Annotated in this window: 14 protein-coding genes; 13 read left to right on the top strand and 1 reads right to left on the bottom strand. The window is 60.7% G+C overall.

Annotation, left to right across the window (positions count from 1 at the left end):
- Positions 1-47: 47 nt before the first annotated feature.
- Positions 48-1,229, bottom strand: a complete 1,182-nt coding sequence (locus ACN0VH_RS04995; RefSeq protein ID WP_417699733.1) for a BaiN/RdsA family NAD(P)/FAD-dependent oxidoreductase — start codon at positions 1,227-1,229, stop codon at positions 48-50.
- A 188-nt stretch (positions 1,230-1,417) separates the two neighbouring features.
- Between ACN0VH_RS04995 and ftsW the strand changes: the two genes are divergently transcribed.
- The 13 genes from ftsW (at position 1,418) to recN (ending at position 16,365) form a co-directional block, all read left to right on the top strand.
- Entirely contained in the window at positions 1,418-2,587 is a 1,170-nt protein-coding gene (gene ftsW, locus ACN0VH_RS04990) for a putative lipid II flippase FtsW (protein ID WP_278921040.1), read from the top strand.
- Between the two features lie 68 nt (positions 2,588-2,655).
- Positions 2,656-3,747 carry a UDP-N-acetylglucosamine--N-acetylmuramyl-(pentapeptide) pyrophosphoryl-undecaprenol N-acetylglucosamine transferase gene (locus tag ACN0VH_RS04985; RefSeq protein ID WP_278921039.1) on the top strand — a complete coding sequence of 364 codons (1,092 nt, stop codon included), beginning with the start codon at positions 2,656-2,658 and terminating at the stop codon, positions 3,745-3,747.
- A gap of 2 nt (positions 3,748-3,749) precedes the next feature.
- Positions 3,750-5,165, top strand: coding sequence for a UDP-N-acetylmuramate--L-alanine ligase (gene murC / locus ACN0VH_RS04980; RefSeq protein ID WP_278921038.1), 1,416 nt, complete (start codon positions 3,750-3,752; stop codon positions 5,163-5,165).
- A gap of 52 nt (positions 5,166-5,217) precedes the next feature.
- A complete protein-coding gene (locus ACN0VH_RS04975) occupies positions 5,218-5,463 on the top strand; it encodes a DUF2484 family protein (protein ID WP_417699732.1) in 246 nt (81 codons plus the stop codon).
- Positions 5,460-5,741, top strand: coding sequence for a DUF2484 family protein (locus tag ACN0VH_RS04970; protein WP_278921036.1), 282 nt, complete (start codon positions 5,460-5,462; stop codon positions 5,739-5,741). The genes ACN0VH_RS04975 and ACN0VH_RS04970 overlap by 4 nt, the downstream gene beginning before the upstream one ends.
- A gap of 157 nt (positions 5,742-5,898) precedes the next feature.
- A complete protein-coding gene (murB, locus tag ACN0VH_RS04965; protein WP_417699731.1) occupies positions 5,899-6,828 on the top strand; it encodes a UDP-N-acetylmuramate dehydrogenase in 930 nt (309 codons plus the stop codon).
- 358 nt (positions 6,829-7,186) lie between these two features.
- Entirely contained in the window at positions 7,187-8,107 is a 921-nt protein-coding gene (locus ACN0VH_RS04960) for a D-alanine--D-alanine ligase (protein WP_278921034.1), read from the top strand.
- Positions 8,095-8,997, top strand: coding sequence for a cell division protein FtsQ/DivIB (locus ACN0VH_RS04955; RefSeq protein ID WP_417699729.1), 903 nt, complete (start codon positions 8,095-8,097; stop codon positions 8,995-8,997). Before ACN0VH_RS04960 ends, ACN0VH_RS04955 begins: the two co-directional genes overlap by 13 nt.
- Position 8,998: 1 nt before the next feature.
- Positions 8,999-10,333 (top strand): cell division protein FtsA, encoded by a 1,335-nt coding sequence (gene ftsA, locus ACN0VH_RS04950; protein ID WP_278921032.1) that lies wholly within the window; start codon positions 8,999-9,001, stop codon positions 10,331-10,333.
- Between the two features lie 371 nt (positions 10,334-10,704).
- Complete coding sequence (ftsZ, locus tag ACN0VH_RS04945; RefSeq protein ID WP_417699728.1) at positions 10,705-12,381, top strand: cell division protein FtsZ; 1,677 nt, start codon at positions 10,705-10,707, stop codon at positions 12,379-12,381.
- A gap of 210 nt (positions 12,382-12,591) precedes the next feature.
- A complete protein-coding gene (gene lpxC / locus ACN0VH_RS04940; protein ID WP_278921030.1) occupies positions 12,592-13,527 on the top strand; it encodes a UDP-3-O-acyl-N-acetylglucosamine deacetylase in 936 nt (311 codons plus the stop codon).
- 308 nt (positions 13,528-13,835) lie between these two features.
- The gene (locus tag ACN0VH_RS04935; protein WP_278921029.1) at positions 13,836-14,684 is read left to right on the top strand and encodes an outer membrane protein assembly factor BamD; all 849 of its coding nucleotides are present in this window, start codon (positions 13,836-13,838) and stop codon (positions 14,682-14,684) included.
- A gap of 34 nt (positions 14,685-14,718) precedes the next feature.
- Positions 14,719-16,365 carry a DNA repair protein RecN gene (gene recN, locus ACN0VH_RS04930; RefSeq protein ID WP_278921028.1) on the top strand — a complete coding sequence of 549 codons (1,647 nt, stop codon included), beginning with the start codon at positions 14,719-14,721 and terminating at the stop codon, positions 16,363-16,365.
- Positions 16,366-16,381 lie beyond the last annotated feature (16 nt).

Raw genomic sequence — 16,381 nt, 5'->3', positions numbered from 1 at the left:
AAGGGTGGCTCCGAAACGGAAGGTCAGCTGTCGGATCTGCGGCGGCGCTAGCGCAGGGCGGCGATGGCGCAGCCGGCCACATGGCCCGAGGCCCAGGCCCACTGAAAGTTGTAGCCCCCCAGCCAGCCGGTGACATCCACCGCTTCGCCAATTGCATAGAGGCCGGGGCGGGATTTTGCCTGCAGGGTTTTGGAGGAGAGCGCATCAGTATCGATACCGCCCAGCGTGACTTCGGCGGTGCGGTAGCCTTCGCTGCCGCCTGGGGTGAGCGCCCAGTGCGACAGCGCGGTGCAGAGGCTTTGCAAGGCGCTGTCGGATTGATCGGCCAGGCGGCCTGTGATTTTGAATTCAGTGGCGAGGAAATCCACCAGGCGGCCCGGCAGGTGGCGGGCGAGTTCAGTGGTGAGAGCGCGGCGGCCCTGGGTCTGGCGCTGTTCGCGCAGCAGGGTAAAGAGGTCGATCATGGGGATCAGGTTGAGGCTGATTTCTTCGCCTTCGTGCCAATAGGACGACAGTTGCAGCACCGATGGGCCGGAGAGGCCGCGATGGGTGAACAGTAGCGCTTCATCAAAGCTGGCGCGGGGATTGGACAGGCGTGCGGGCAGGGCGGTGCCGGCCAGGGCAGTAAAGCGCCCTTCGGGAAAGGTGAAGGGCACCAGCCCCGGGCGCGTGTCGAGCACTGGCAAGCCAAACTGGCGCGCAATGTCATAGGCGAGGCCTGTGGCCCCCATCTTGGGGATGCTTTTGCCGCCGGTGGCCAGCACCAGGTTTTTGCAGTCAACGCGCTGCTGCGCCCCGTCACGCAGCAGCGTCAGCTGGTAGCCGTCGCCGCGCGCCTGTACCTGTTGCACTGTGGTCTGCAGCCAGAGTTCGGCACCGGCCTGGGCCATTTCGGCCGCCAACATGGCGACGATCTGCTTGGCGGATCCGTCGCAGAACAGCTGGCCCAGGGTTTTTTCATGCCAGGCGATGCCGTGGCGATCCACCAGCGAGATGAAATCCCATTGGGTATAGCGCGCCAGGGCGGATTTGCAGAAATGCGGGTTCTGTGACAGGTAGTTTTCCGGTGTGGTGTCCAGATTGGTGAAATTGCACCGGCCGCCGCCGGAGATGCGGATTTTTTCGCCAGGCGCTTTGGCGTGATCTACCACCAGGCAATCGCCGCCCGCTTGCATGGCGCACATCATGCCGGCAGCGCCAGCCCCAAGAATCACGGTGTTTACATACATGAGCCGCATCCACCATGGATGCCCAAGCGGTGCAAGGGGCGCGGCGCCTCTGTCGGCCGGCGGGCTGGTGGCGATTTTGCCGCGCTGTGGGCATCAAGGGACTGGCCTGAACAGCGGTTTTCAGCTAGTCTGGCATCAATGACCCCAAAATGGGGCTTTCTCGAGGCAAAATTTCTGGCGGTGTTCCCATGACTGAGATGGTCTATGGCGCGGTTCCTGTACCCACAGGTGAACCGATTCTTCCCAAATGGTGGCGGACCCTGGATAAGTGGTCCATGTCCTGTATTCTTGCGCTCTTTGTTTTGGGGCTTTTACTGGGGCTTGCAGCCTCGGTGCCGCTGGCAGAGCGCAACGGGTTTGACAATTTCCATTATGTGCAGCGCCAGGCCATTTTTGGCACCACGGCGCTGATCGCGATGATCCTTACCTCGATGATGTCGCCGCAGTTGGTGCGACGGCTGGCGGTCATTGGCTTTATCTGTGCCTTTGTCGCCCTGGCCTTTCTGCCGGTTTTGGGCACTGATTTCGGCAAGGGGGCTGTGCGCTGGTATTCGCTGGGCTTTGCATCCTTGCAGCCTTCGGAGTTTCTGAAGCCGGGATTTGTGGTGGTGGCGGCCTGGATGATTGCCTCGAGCCAGCAGATCAACGGACCGCCTGGGACCCTGATTTCCTTTGGGATCTGCATGGCAGTGGTGATGATGCTGGTACTGCAGCCCGATTTTGGTCAGGCCTGTCTGATCCTGTTTGGCTGGGGCGTGATGTATTTTGTTGCTGGTGCGCCCATGGTGCTGCTGGTCGGCATGGCGGCGGTTGTGGTCATGGGCGGGGTTTTTGCCTATTCCAGTTCCGAACACTTTGCCCGCCGCATTGATGGGTTCCTGAACCCCGAAATCGACCCGACCACCCAGATGGGCTATGCCACCAATGCGATCCGTGAAGGCGGGCTGTTTGGTGTCGGCGTCGGAGAGGGCCAGGTGAAGTGGTCGCTGCCGGATGCCCATACCGATTTCATCGTTGCGGTCGCAGCCGAGGAATACGGGCTTATCCTGGTGCTGGTGCTGATCGGGCTTTATGCCCTGGTGGTGGTGCGGTCGCTGTTCCGGCTGATGCGAGAGCGCGATATCTTCATCCGCCTGGCGGGCACTGGGCTGGTTTGCATGTTTGGCGTGCAGGCGATGATCAACATGGGGGTCGCGGTGCGGCTCTTGCCGGCCAAGGGCATGACGCTGCCCTTTGTCAGCTACGGCGGGTCTTCGCTGATCGCCGGCGGGATCGCGCTGGGGATGCTCTTGTCTTTTACCCGCGCAAGACCGCAGGGTGAGATCGCCGATTTCCTGCGCGGACGCGGGCGCGGCTGAGCAAGGACCCAAGAGCTGGCCGCTGCCCAAGGTGGCGGACCAGCCGCAGATATAGAAGCGCGATTGATATGACACAGAAACTGCTGTTGATGGCCGCTGGTGGCACCGGTGGCCATATGTTTCCGGCCCAGGCCCTGGCCGAGGCGATGCTGCGCAGAGGCTGGCGGGTGAAACTGTCGACCGATGCACGTGGGGCGCGCTATACAGGCGGCTTTCCCCATAGTACTGAAATTTCCCAGGTGTCTTCGGCGACCTTTGCCCGGGGCGGGATCCTGGCCAAGGCGCTGGTGGGACCAAAGATTGCCGCTGGTGTGGTGTCGATGGCGCTGCAGATGCGCCGTGATCGCCCCGATGTGGTGATCGGCTTTGGTGGCTACCCGTCAATTCCGGCGCTGGGGGCGGCAACCCTGCTGAAACGTCGGCGGATGATCCACGAACAAAACGGCGTGCTGGGCCGGGTGAACCAGCTGTTTGCCACCCGCGTCGCCGGGGTTGCCTGCGGCACCTGGCCGACCGATCTGCCTGACACGGTGCCGCACGAACATGTGGGTAATCCGGTGCGTGCTGCAGTGATGGAGCGCGCAGGTGCGGGCTATATCGCGCCGGGGGATTACCCGATGTCGATTCTGGTGATGGGCGGCAGCCAGGGCGCGCGCATCCTGTCGGATGTAGTGCCGGCCGCTATTGCCGCCCTGCCAGAGGCCATGCGCAGGTTTCTGCGCATTTCGCATCAGGCCCGATCCGAAGACATGGAGCGGGTGCGCGCGTTTTATGACAGCCATGGTATCAGCGCGGATGTGCAGAGCTTCTTCAAGGATGTGCCTGCGCGTATGTCCGAAGCGCAGCTGGTGATTTCGCGTGCGGGGGCGTCGTCGGTAGCGGATATCTCTGTCATTGGCCGTCCGTCGATCCTGGTACCCTATGCTGCGGCCACCGGCGATCACCAAACCGCCAATGCCCGTGGGCTGGTTGATGCGGGAGGTGCCATTCTGATCCCCGAAAGCGCCCTTGACGTCGCATCGCTAAGCGCGCAAATCAGCGCAGTCTTGAGTAACCCAGAAGCGGCCCAGCAAATGTCGCGCGCCGCATTGAGCGCCGGTGTTCCCGATGCCACCCAAAGATTGGTGGCCCTGGTCGAGCAGCTGGCAGAGGAAGGATAAGCATGAACCCTGCAACCAAACTGCCCGGCGATGTTGGCCCCATTCATTTTGTCGGCATCGGCGGCATTGGCATGTCCGGTATTGCCGAAGTGCTGCTGAACCTTGGCTATGTGGTGCAGGGCTCTGATCTGAAGAGCTCCAAGATCACCCAGCGGCTGGAAAAGCTGGGCGCGCTGGTCTTTGTCGGCCAGGAGGCAAAAAACCTGGAAGGCGCTGCGGTGGTTGTGATCTCGTCTGCGATCAAGCCCGGCAACCCGGAACTGGACGAAGCGCGCCGTCGCGGGCTGCCGGTGGTGCGCCGTGCAGAAATGCTGGCGGAACTGATGCGGCTGAAATCCAATATCGCCATTGGTGGCACCCATGGCAAAACCACCACCACCACCATGATGGCAGAGCTGATGGTCGCGGGGAAGTTTGATCCTACCGTGGTCAATGGCGGCATCATTCATGCCTATGGATCCAATGCCCGCATGGGGCAGGGCGAATGGATGGTGGTCGAGGCGGATGAAAGTGACGGTACCTTCAACCGGCTGCCTGCCACCATCGCCGTGGTCACCAATATCGACCCGGAGCACATGGAGCACTGGGGCGATTTTGACACCCTGCGCGATGGCTTTTACGAATTTGTCTCTAATATTCCCTTCTACGGCGTTGCGGTCTGTTGCACTGATCACGCCGAGGTGCAGGCGCTGGTTGGGCGCATTACCGACCGCCGGGTGGTGACCTATGGGTTCAACGCCCAGGCCGATGTGCGCGCCCTCAATCTGACCTATAAGGCGGGGGTTGCGCATTTTGACATTCACCTGCAGGCCGAAGACCGGATGATCGAGGGCTGTAGCCTGCCTATGCCGGGGGATCACAATGTTTCCAATGCGCTCTCGGCTGTGGCTGTGGCGCGGCATCTGGGCATGAACAGCAGCGAGATCCGTGAAGCGCTGGCCAATTTTGGCGGCGTCAATCGCCGCTTTACCAAGGTCGGAGAGGTCGACGGCGTTACCATCATTGATGACTATGGCCATCACCCGGTGGAGATTGCGGCGGTGCTGAAGGCGGCACGTCAGGCCATCGCCGATACCCCGGGTGCGCAGGTGATAGCGGTGCACCAGCCGCATCGCTATTCGCGCCTGGCGGATCTGTTCGAAGATTTCTGCCTCTGTTTCAACGAGGCCGACGTGGTTGCCATCGCCGAGGTCTTTGCCGCCGGCGAAGACCCGATCCCCGGTGCCAGCCGCGACGATCTGGTGGCGGGGATGATCCGCCATGGGCACCGTCACGCCCAGGCACTGCTGAGCGAGGATGACCTGGAAAGCCTGGTGCGCGAGAAGGCCCGGCCGGGTGACATGGTGGTCTGTCTGGGCGCGGGCACCATCAGCACCTGGGCAATTGGCTTGCCGGACCGGCTGCGCCGCGCCAGCTGATGCTGCGGCCTGCGGATAGGCCGGTGCGCAGACAGCGGGGCCGCCCTGCGCCATGAGCATTCTTGCGGCCATCCTCTGGGTTTTTGCCAGCACCGCAGTTGCCATGCTGCCGGTAGAGCGGCATTTTGTACCGGGGCGGATCCTGTTGGCGCTGGCACCGCCGCTGCTTATCTGGCTGGGTGCCACCCAGGGCTGGGGTCTGGTGGTCTTTGGGATGTTTGCGGTGGTGTCAATCTATCGGCGTCCGATCCGCTATTATTGGACGAAATGGCGCCAGCCAAAGGGAGCAAAGGAATGACCGTTTCATTGACACTTGCGGCCCTGTGGGCCTTGCTGGCCAATCTGCTTGCAATGCTGCCCAGCCGTGACAATCACTGGCGGCGCGCCTATTTCCTGCTGGCCACCGGTATTCCGCTGCTTGGCTATGTGACGTATGAAAATGGCCCATGGTGGGGGCTGGCGGTGTTTCTTGCCGGCATGAGCCTGCTGCGCTGGCCCGTCATCTATCTGCTGCGGTGGCTGGGAATTGCCCCGTCCCGCGACACCGTGGCGGCAGAGGAGGTGGATGCCGACTAGGCTGGCGCAAGGGCGTTTCGGCCAAAAGCCGCCTTAGATCGATCCGGCGCGCGGTTTGGCACCACAGAACCGTTGTCTTCATCCCTGCTGACGGGATAGAGGCGATTGAAAGTCAAGAAGATGGTCCCACAGGGTCGGGCAAAGGGAAGAGCGTTTGATGATTATCGAAGGGATCCGTGGCAAGCTGACGCAAAACCGTGATCTGTCCGAGCTGACATGGCTGCGGGTGGGCGGTGCTGCCGACTATCTGTTCCAGCCCGCTGATATCCAAGACCTGCAGCATTTCTTGTCGCATCTACCAAGGGATGTCGCGATTTTTCCCATGGGGGTTGGTTCGAATCTGATCGTGCGTGATGGGGGGCTGCGGGCGGTGGTTATCCGTCTGGGGCGCGGCTTCAATGCAATTGAAATCAATGGGGATCGGGTGACCGCTGGCGCAGCGGCGCTGGATGCCCATGTGGCGCGCAAGGCCGCCGAGGACGGGTTGGACCTGACCTTTCTGCGCACCATTCCCGGTTCTATTGGTGGCGCGGTTCGAATGAATGCGGGCTGCTATGGCTCTTATGTGGCGGATCACTTTGTCTCGGCCCGGATGGTCACCCGCGAAGGTGCGCTGCGTGATATCACCGCCGAGGACTTGCAGTTCCAGTATCGCCAGACAACCCTGCCGGAGGGCGCCGTTCTGGTCTCGGCTACGCTGCGCGCGACCGCAGGGGAGCCCGAGGCGCTGCAGGCTCGCATGGCGGCGCAGTTGAAAAAACGCGATGAGACCCAGCCGACAAAAGAACGTTCGGCCGGGTCGACCTTTCGTAATCCGGCCGGGTTTTCCTCGACAGGGCTGGCTGACGATGTGCAGGACCTGAAGGCCTGGAAGGTGATTGATGATGCCGGGCTGCGTGGGGCATGCGTCGGTGGTGCCCAGATGAGCGAGAAGCATTCGAACTTCATGATTAACACGGGTGGCGCATCTGCCGCAGATTTGGAAACTTTGGGCGAAGATGTCAGAAAAAAGGTTTACGCCAATTCCGGGCTGACGCTAGAATGGGAAATCATGAGGGTCGGAGACCCCCTGTTCGAGCAAAAATAACAACGTCGAGACATTTTGGGTAATCCTATCTTTTCAAACAATTTTAGTTTGATAGAAGGTATGGACCGTTGCAGGGCGCAGACAGGCAGCTTCGGATCTGAACATGGTAAAGCGGCCATTAATACCCCGGTAATATTTGCGGCGTTATGATGGCGGAAACAGCCCCGGAGATGGGCGTGAAGATACGGCGGCAGGCAGCCTAGGCAGTTGTTTGTGGCGATGGCAGATCTTGGATCTGGCACCAGGAACAGGGGGCGATCAGCCCTGGTACGAGACGGGCAATGACCCAAAGATGATGTGGGCCGGTTTCAGGCTCCAATAACCAAGGGCAAAAGCCCGATAATTTTGAGGCGCTATCGTGGGTGAGTCGAGCAGAACACTCCCGAAAGTGGCGGTACTACTGGGCGGACCCTCTGCAGAACGTGAGGTCTCTCTGTCGAGTGGGCGTGAATGCGCAGCCGCGCTACGGGGCGAAGGATTTGAGGTCACAGAGCTGGACGCGGGGCCGGACCTGGCCGCACAGCTGACTGTGATCAAGCCGGATGTGGTCTTTAATGCTCTGCATGGACGCTGGGGCGAAGATGGCTGTGTTCAGGGTCTGCTGGAATGGATGGGCTTGCCTTATACCCATTCTGGTGTGCTGGCCTCGGCCCTGGCGATGGACAAACAGCGCAGCAAGATGGTGTTTCAAGAGGCAGGCCTGCCGGTGATGGCAAGTGGCCTTTTCCCCAAACACGCGGTGATGGCGGACCATGTGATGGTGCCGCCCTATGTCGTCAAACCCAATAACGAAGGTTCCAGCGTCGGCATCTATCTGGTGCATGAGGCGGCCAACGGCCCGCCGAGCCTTTCGGCGGAGATGCCCGAAGAGGTCTTGGTCGAAGCTTTCGCGCCGGGCCGCGAGCTGAGTGTTTCGGTGCTGGGGGATCGCGCGCTGGAGGTTACCGATATCCTGACCGATGGCTGGTATGACTATGATGCGAAGTACAAGCCGGGTGGCTCGCGCCACGTGGTGCCGGCTGACATCCCGGCCAAGATCCGCGACCTGTGCCTGGACTATGCGCTGCGGGCACATCAGGCCCTGGGTTGTCGCGGGCTGAGCCGGACCGACATCCGCTGGGACGAAACCAAAGGCGCCGATGGGCTGATCCTGTTGGAGACCAACAATCAGCCCGGCATGACGCCAACCTCGCTGGCGCCGGAACAGGCCGCTCACTGCGGTATCTCTTTTGGTGCGCTCTGTACCTGGTTGGTTGAGGATGCATCATGCGGACGTTGAAGGATCGGATTACTGGCAACGCCCGCAACACGCATAGTCAGGCGGACCCGGCGCCATCTCGGCTGAAGTATCGGTTGCAGCGCTGGATGCTGACACCCGGCATTCGCTTTGGCTTGAAATTTGGCGTGCCTTTCTGTCTGACCCTGGCGGCGGGCGGTGCCTTTTTGGCGGATGCGGCGCGACGCGAGATGGTTTCTGACACCCTTGCGTCTTTTCGGGCTGCGATCGAAGAGCGCCCTGAATTCATGGTCAATGTCATGGCAGTGGACGGGGCAGGGCCTTCGGTGGCGCAGGATGTGCGCGAAGTGCTGCCATTTGATTTCCCGATCAGCTCTTTTGATCTGGATCTGGCACAGATCCGCGCCGAGATCGAAACCCTGGCACCGATCAAGGCCGCGAATGTGCGTATTCGCCCTGGCGGCATCTTGCAGATCGATGTGGAAGAGCGCACTCCGGCCCTGATTTGGCGCAGCCATGAGGGCCTTGCGCTATTAGATGAAAGCGGTGCCCATGTGGCTGAACTGGGCCGCCGCGCCATGCATCCGGACCTGCCGCTGATTGCGGGGCGTTCTGCCGACATCGTGGCGGTCGAAGCGTTGGAGCTGATCGAAACGGCGCGCCCGCTTGGTGGGCGGTTGCGCGGGCTGGTACGGATTGGCGAACGCCGCTGGGACATGGTTCTGGACCGGGGGCAGCGTATCTTGTTGCCACAGGAACACCCTGTTCAGGCGCTGGAGCGGGTGATCGTGGTGAGCGAAGTACAGGACCTGCTGGAACGCGATGTCGCGGTGGTGGATATGCGGATTGCAGCACGGCCAACCGTGCGCATGACAGACCATGCAGTAGAAAACTGGTGGCGCATCAGAGAGTTGAACGAGGGTGGGTTCTAGGATGACGGATCTTTATCAGTCCCAGCGGGCGATGCGGCAGATGCGCCGTCAGGCGCTGCAGCGTGGTGTTGTGGCGATTTTGGATATTGGCAGCTCAAAAATTGCCTGCCTGGTGCTGCGCTTTGATGGCACCACGCGGCTGAGCGAGGATAACTCCATCGGTTCTCTGGCCGGGCAGTCGGGGTTCCGGGTGATTGGCGCGGCGACCACGCGGTCGCGTGGGGTGCAATTTGGCGAAATCACCGCCATGCAAGAAACCGAACGGGCCATTCGCACTGCCGTGCAGGCGGCGCAAAAGATGGCCGGATTGCGGGTGGATCACGTGATCGCCAGCTTTTCTGGTGCCAATCCGCGCTCTTACGGGCTGGATGCCAAGCTGGATCTCGATGGCCAGGAGGTCTCTGAATCGGAAATCGCCCAGGTTCTCGCGGCCTGTGAGGTTCCGGAATATGGCGCCGGGCGTGAGGTACTGCATGCGCAGCCGGTGAATTTCGCGCTCGACAATCGCAGCGGGCTGGAAGATCCGCGTGGCCAATTGGGACAGACCCTGGCAGTGGATATGCATATGCTCACCGTCGATACCGGCACGGTGCAGAACCTGGTGCGCTGCATTCAGCGCTGCGATCTTGAGCTGGCGGGAATTGCCTCCTCTGCCTATGCGTCGGGCTATGCAGCCCTGGTCGAAGATGAACAGGAACTGGGGGCTGCCTGCATTGACATGGGCGGCGGGTCCACCTCGATTTCGATCTTTATGAAAAAACACATGATCTATGCCGATGCGGTGCGCATGGGCGGTGATCACATCACCAGCGATATCTCGATGGGGCTGGGCGTGCCGATGGCCAATGCCGAGCGGATCAAGACCTTTTGTGGGGGTGTGCATGCCACCGGGGTGGATGATCGCGACATGATTGATATCGGTGGGGATACCGGCGATTGGGAACATGACCGGCGCAGTGTCAGCCGGGCGGAACTGATCGGCATCATGCGCCCACGGGTTGAGGAAATCCTTGAAGAGGTGCGCACGCGCCTGGATGCGGCCGGGTTTGAATACCTGCCCAGCCAACAGATTGTGCTGACCGGCGGCTCTAGCCAGATCCTGGGCCTTGATGGGCTGGCGACGCGCATTCTGGGACAGCAGGTGCGGCTGGGGCGTCCGCTGCGGGTGCATGGCCTGCCGCAATCGGCCACTGGCCCCGGCTTTGCCGCCGCGGTTGGGCTCAGTCTCTTTGCCGCGCACCCCCAGGACGAATGGTGGGATTTTGAAACGCCAGTTGATCGCAATTCCGGTCGCTCTTTCAGCCGCGCTGTGCGCTGGTTCAGGGATAATTGGTAGGGCAGTCAAGAAAATATCCCCAGCCTGTGGAAAACTTGAAGCGTCTGGGTGACAGGGGCAAAAAAAACGGCTAACAAAGATTTAACTGTCGCAAAAGCGACACCGGCATACCGAGCAGTGTGCAGCCATAACTTTCAAAGTTTCGCCCCTGGCATTTTGCCGGGGCGCTGCGCCTGTTGTGGTGGGCGAAACAAATTCTACCAAATCTGCCGGGATGAGCAAAATTTTGCGGATTTCACCCAGTATGATAGCCATATTTTGTGGTGTTTTTCGTTTTTTGGGATGACGAGACTCTGCCATCACGGTATGATTGTGGCGGATATAGACAGGAATAGCCCTTGCGGGAGGGCTTATAGATAGGCGGAAAGAGCATGACATTGAACCTTTCGATGCCCGGGCAGGAAGAACTGAGCCCTAAAATCACCGTGTTCGGTGTTGGTGGTGCAGGTGGTAACGCGGTCAACAATATGATCGCGAAAGAACTGGAAGGCGTCGACTTTGTCGTTGCCAATACCGATGCGCAGGCGCTGCAGCAGAATGCCGCCAAGAGCCGCATCCAGCTGGGGGTGAAAGTCACCGAAGGGCTCGGCGCTGGTGCGCGGCCTTCAGTTGGCTCTGCCTCGGCAGAAGAAAGTATCGAGCAGATCGTTGATCACCTGGCCGGGGCGCACATGTGCTTTATCACGGCCGGGATGGGCGGAGGCACCGGGACAGGTGCCGCGCCGATCATCGCGCAGGCCGCACGAGAGCTGGGCGTTCTGACGGTTGGTGTTGTCACCAAGCCGTTCCAGTTTGAAGGCAACAAGCGGATGAAGCAGGCCGAAGAGGGCGTCGAAGCCCTGCAAAAGGTCGTAGATACGCTGATCATCATTCCAAACCAGAACCTGTTCCGTCTGGCCAATGAAAAGACCACCTTCACCGAGGCCTTCTCGATGGCGGATGACGTTCTGTATCAGGGTGTCAAAGGCGTCACCGATCTGATGGTGCGCCCCGGCTTGATCAACCTCGACTTTGCCGATGTGCGCGCCGTGATGGACGAAATGGGCAAGGCGATGATGGGCACCGGCGAGGCCGAAGGCGAAGATCGCGCGGTTCAGGCTGCCGAGAAAGCGATTGCCAACCCGCTGCTGGATGAAATCAGCCTGCGCGGTGCCAAGGGCGTTCTTATCAATATCACCGGCGCGCACGATCTTACCCTGTTTGAACTGGATGAAGCTGCCAACCGGATCCGCGAAGAGGTGGACCCAGAGGCAAATATCATCGTTGGCTCCACGCTTGATACGGCGATGGAAGGCAAGATGCGGGTGTCTGTTGTTGCAACGGGCATCGATGCCACTGACGTGATGACCGAAATTCCGGTCCCGCGTCGGCCAATGTCCGCGCCGCTGAAAAAATCTGTCAGCGTTGAAGATGCACGCCCGGCTCCGCTGGAGCTGAACGCCCCGGTGGAACAGCCACAGGTTGCAAGCGCAGAAGCCGCGCCTGCACCGCAGGAACCATCGCTTTTTGAAGGCATGGAAGGGCAGCACGCCGCCCAGGCGCCAGTGGAAGATGTCTTTGAACCGGTTGAGGACCTGGGCCAGGACGGTCTGCCACAACCCGCTTATCAGCCACAGGCTCCGGCAGCCCAGGCGCAGCCAGAGGCCTCTTTTGTGGCCCCCAAGGCCCCCGCACCAGGAACACCTTCTGCCGATGCAATTGTGCGTTTGCAGGCGGCCGCCGCGCGGGCTCAACAGGGGCAGCAATCGGCGCAGCCCGCACCGGTACAGCAACATCTGGCGCCCCAGCCGCAGATGCAGCAGCGTCCAATGGCCGCCCCCGGCGCGCAACACGCCGAGGCGCAGTCTGAACAGCGCCGGTTTGGCCTGAACTCGCTGATCCACCGGATGACCGGCAGCGCCGCCGAAGGGCAGTCTGCCAAACCGCAGCCGGTGCGCCAGCAGCCGCCGATGCAGCAGCAGGCCGTCGCACCGCAGCAGCAGCAAGAGCCTGACGCAGATCAGGAACGGATCGAAATTCCTGCTTTCCTGCGCCGCCAAGCAAATTAATCTTTCACTAATCAAGATTAAGAGGCCGCCTTTGGGCGGCCTTTTTTCTATTTAGTGCAATAAGTTAGCTATATCTAAGCAGTGTTTTGCCGATCTGTTACAGGGATGTTTCAATCCGTTACAAAGATTGAGTTGTGGCTTTTTCGTGAAATCCTTACCTGTTCAGTCAACACGGCGCACGTCGCCGGACATGGTCAGTAGGAGCACAAGGTGCAGAATACGCTTAAAGCATCGGTGACATTTGAAGGGATTGGTCTGCATTCAGGTCGATCCGCCCGTCTGGTGATCAAGCCGGCCGCTGCCGACCATGGCATCGTTTTCAAACGCACCGACATTGCTTTGGGCAATCGCATTGTTCCGGCTCTTTGGGATCATGTGGAACGCACCGCGCTGTGCACCCGCCTGGTCAATGGCGCTGGTGTCAGCGTCTCCACCGTCGAACATCTCATGGCGGCGCTGGCGGGCTGCGGCGTACACAATGCGCTGATCGAACTGGATGGCCCGGAAGTTCCGATCCTTGATGGATCATCCGCACAGTTTGTGCGCGGGATCATGGGGCAGGGCATTCGCCGCCTGACAACACCGGTGACGGCCATCGAAGTGCTGAAGCCGGTCACGGTTGAAAAGGACGGTGCCACTGCCACGCTGGTTCCCTGTGATCGCCTGATGATTGAATTTCACATCGACTTTGCAGAGCAGGCCATTGGCCGCCAAAGCCGGGCCTTGGACCTGCGCAATGGTGCCTTTGTGCGCGAACTTTGCGACAGTCGCACCTTCTGCCGTCGCGCCGATGTAGAGGCCATGCAGGCCAATGGATTGGCCCTGGGCGGTGTGCCGGGTGAAAATGCGATCGTCTTTGATGGCAGCCAGGTTGAAAGCGGTGAAGGCCTGCGTCACTCGGATGAGCCGGTGCGCCACAAGATGCTGGATGCGCTTGGCGATCTGGCGCTGGCCGGTGGGCCGTTGCTGGGGCACTATACCGGTGATCGCGCGGGCCATGCGCTAACGAACACTCTGCTGCGGGCGCTCTTTGCGACGCCTGGGGCCGTGCGCCGCGTTGAATGCGATGTGGCGATGGCATCCCGCCTGCCGGGCCAGGGCCTGGTGCGCTCGGAAATCCCCGGCCTTAGCCGTCAGGTTGCCTGAAACCTGCCCGTCCAATCCTTTACAATTTTCGGTGGCCTCGGCGTTTCGGACCGATTGAATTGTCGTGTACGGCTGCGCTCTGACCTTATTCACCCCTATGCCTATGGCCCCGTTTCGGCGGGGTTTTTGCCTGTTCTGCCCTCGGCAGGCGGCTGTTGCACGTTTGTCAGGCTTGACCCTGCCAAACATTCTCTGCCAAGTGGGGGCGAAGCGGGTGAAAGGCGTTTTGCACGCCGGATGAATGTGCTAAACGGGGCAGAACCGGGGCGTATACACCCGACAGTCAAAGACGGTGAGGTTTAGGCAATATGATCGGCATCAAGGCAGGAGCCAAATTCATCGGCGCGGCTCTTTTGATGGCAGCACTTTCTGGATGTGGTGGGGACGGTGGTGCCTCTGAACAGGCAGTGCCGTTGGAAACCTACACCCCCCAGCAGATTTTTGAGCGCGGCGAATTTGAGCTGGCCCGCAATCGTACTGAGGATGCCGCCTATTATTTCTCTGAAATTGAGCGGCTCTATCCCTATTCGGAATATGCCAAGCAGGCCCTGATCATGCAGGCCTTTGCCAATCACCGCTCCAAAGACTACGAAGGCAGCCGGTCTGCGGCCCAGCGGTATATCGATTTCTATCCTACTGATGAAGACGCGGCCTATGCGCAGTATCTTCTCGCGCTCAGCTATTATGATCAGATTGACGAAGTTGGTCGTGACCAGGGCCTGACATTTCAGGCGCTGCAAGCGCTGCGCACCGTGATCGAGGTTTATCCCGACAGCGAATATGCCACCTCGGCTATTCTGAAGTTTGATCTGGCCTTTGACCACCTTGCCGGCAAGGAAATGGAAATCGGTCGCTATTACCTGCGCCGGGGCCATTATACATCAGCAATCAGCCGGTTCCGTGTGGTGGTCGAGGATTTCCAGACCACAAGCCATACCGCCGAAGCGCTGCATCGCCTGGTAGAGGCCTATCTGTCGCTGGGCCTGACTGAGGAGGCACAGACCGCTGGCGCCATTCTTGGCCATAACTACCAATCGACCGATTGGTATGAAGACAGCTATAAACTGCTGACATCACAGGGGCTCAAGCTTAAAGATCGTGGCAATAACTGGCTGAGCCAGATCTATCGCCAGTCGATCAAAGGGCGCTGGCTGTAACTTTCCTGACGACGGAACAGGCGGTAAACCGGCTATGCTGCGCGCACTTGATATTCGTGATCTGCTGATCATCGACCACCTTGAACTGGCGTTTCAGCCGGGGCTGAATGTGCTCACCGGGGAAACCGGCGCGGGCAAGTCTATCCTGCTGGATTCGCTGGGCTTTGTTCTGGGGTGGCGCGGCCGTGCCGATCTGGTGCGTCAGGGCGCGGCTCAGGGCGAGGTGATCGCGGAATTCGACCTTGCGCCGGATCATCCTGCCCATGCCATTCTGGAGGAGGCCGGACTGCCCGGTGGGGCGGAATTGGTGCTGCGCCGTATCAATACCGCCGAGGGGCGCAAGACGGCCTGGGTCAATGACCGGCGCTGTTCCGGCGAGGTGCTGCGCCGCCTGTCTGAAACTCTGGTAGAACTGCACGGCCAGCATGATGATCGTGGGCTTTTGAACCCGCGCGGCCATCGGACATTGCTGGACGCCTTTGCTGCATCTGGCGATCTTCTGGCGCAGACGCGCGGGGCCTGGCGGGCGCTCGCCAAGGCGCAGCAGCGGGTGCAATCGACGCGCGACGCGCTGGATGCGGTGCGGGCCGAAGAAGAATTCCTGCGCCATGCGGTGGCCGAGTTGGATAAGCTGAACCCCGAGGCGGGCGAGGATGAAACGCTGGACGAACGCCGCCGCCAGATGCAGCAGGCCGAGAGGATCCGCGGTGATATCGCCCGCGCCCATGCCTTGCTGAGCGATGGCGCCGAGGCCTCTTTGGGAGAGGCGCAGCGCTGGCTTGAAGGGGTGGAACGGGCCGAGGAAACCGGGCTGAATGCGCCACTAAGCGCGCTGAGCCGCGCCATGGTCGAGTTGGGCGAGGCTCAGGATGGGGTGACACGCATTCTCGAGGGGTTGGACTTCAACCCTGGCGATCTGGAAGACTGCGAAGCGCGCCTGTTCGAAATTCGTGCGCTGGCGCGCAAATATGCGGTGCAGCCGGATGAGCTGGCCGCGCATGCGGATGTCCTTCGTGGTAAGCTGGCCGATCTGGATGCCGGTGATCGCGACCTGGCCGATCAAGAGGCGGCGCTGCGTCTGGCCGAAACTGATTATCAGGCAGCCGCCGAAGCCTTGAGCGCCGCGCGTCTGGCATCAGCAGAGGCGTTGGACCACGCGGTGATGGCAGAACTGGCACCGCTGAAGATGGAGCGCGCCGTTTTCAAGACCAATGTGGACCCCGCAGAACCCGGCCCCGATGGTCAGGATGCGGTGGCCTTTACCGTGGCGACCAACCCTGGTGCGCCCTCCGGGCCGTTGAACAAGATTGCCTCGGGCGGAGAGCTGAGCCGGTTCTTGCTGGCGCTGAAGGTCTGCCTGCGTGGCAGTGATCAAAGCAAGACACTGATTTTTGACGAAATTGATCGCGGCGTCGGCGGCGCGACCGCAGATGCGGTGGGGCGGCGGCTGAAATCCTTGGCCGGTTCAGGCCAGGTCTTGGTGGTGACGCATTCGCCGCAGGTTGCTGCCCAGGGTGGCTTTCACTGGCGGGTCCAAAAACGGGTTGAGGCGGGCAGTACCCTATCCGAAGTCGTGCCGCTGGACGCGGGTGAGCGTGTGGATGAAATTGCCCGAATGGTTTCTGGCGATACCATCACACCAGAAGCCCGCGCTGCGGCCCGCGCACTATTGGCTAGCTAAATTTGCATGCCCTGGC

Origin of the sequence: Pseudophaeobacter sp. (assembly GCF_048267565.1) — a bacterium.
Classification (GTDB): Bacteria; Pseudomonadota; Alphaproteobacteria; order Rhodobacterales; family Rhodobacteraceae; genus Pseudophaeobacter; species Pseudophaeobacter profundi.
The sequence above is the reverse complement of the archived record's forward strand: the minus strand, read 5'-3'. Positions and strand labels throughout refer to the sequence as shown.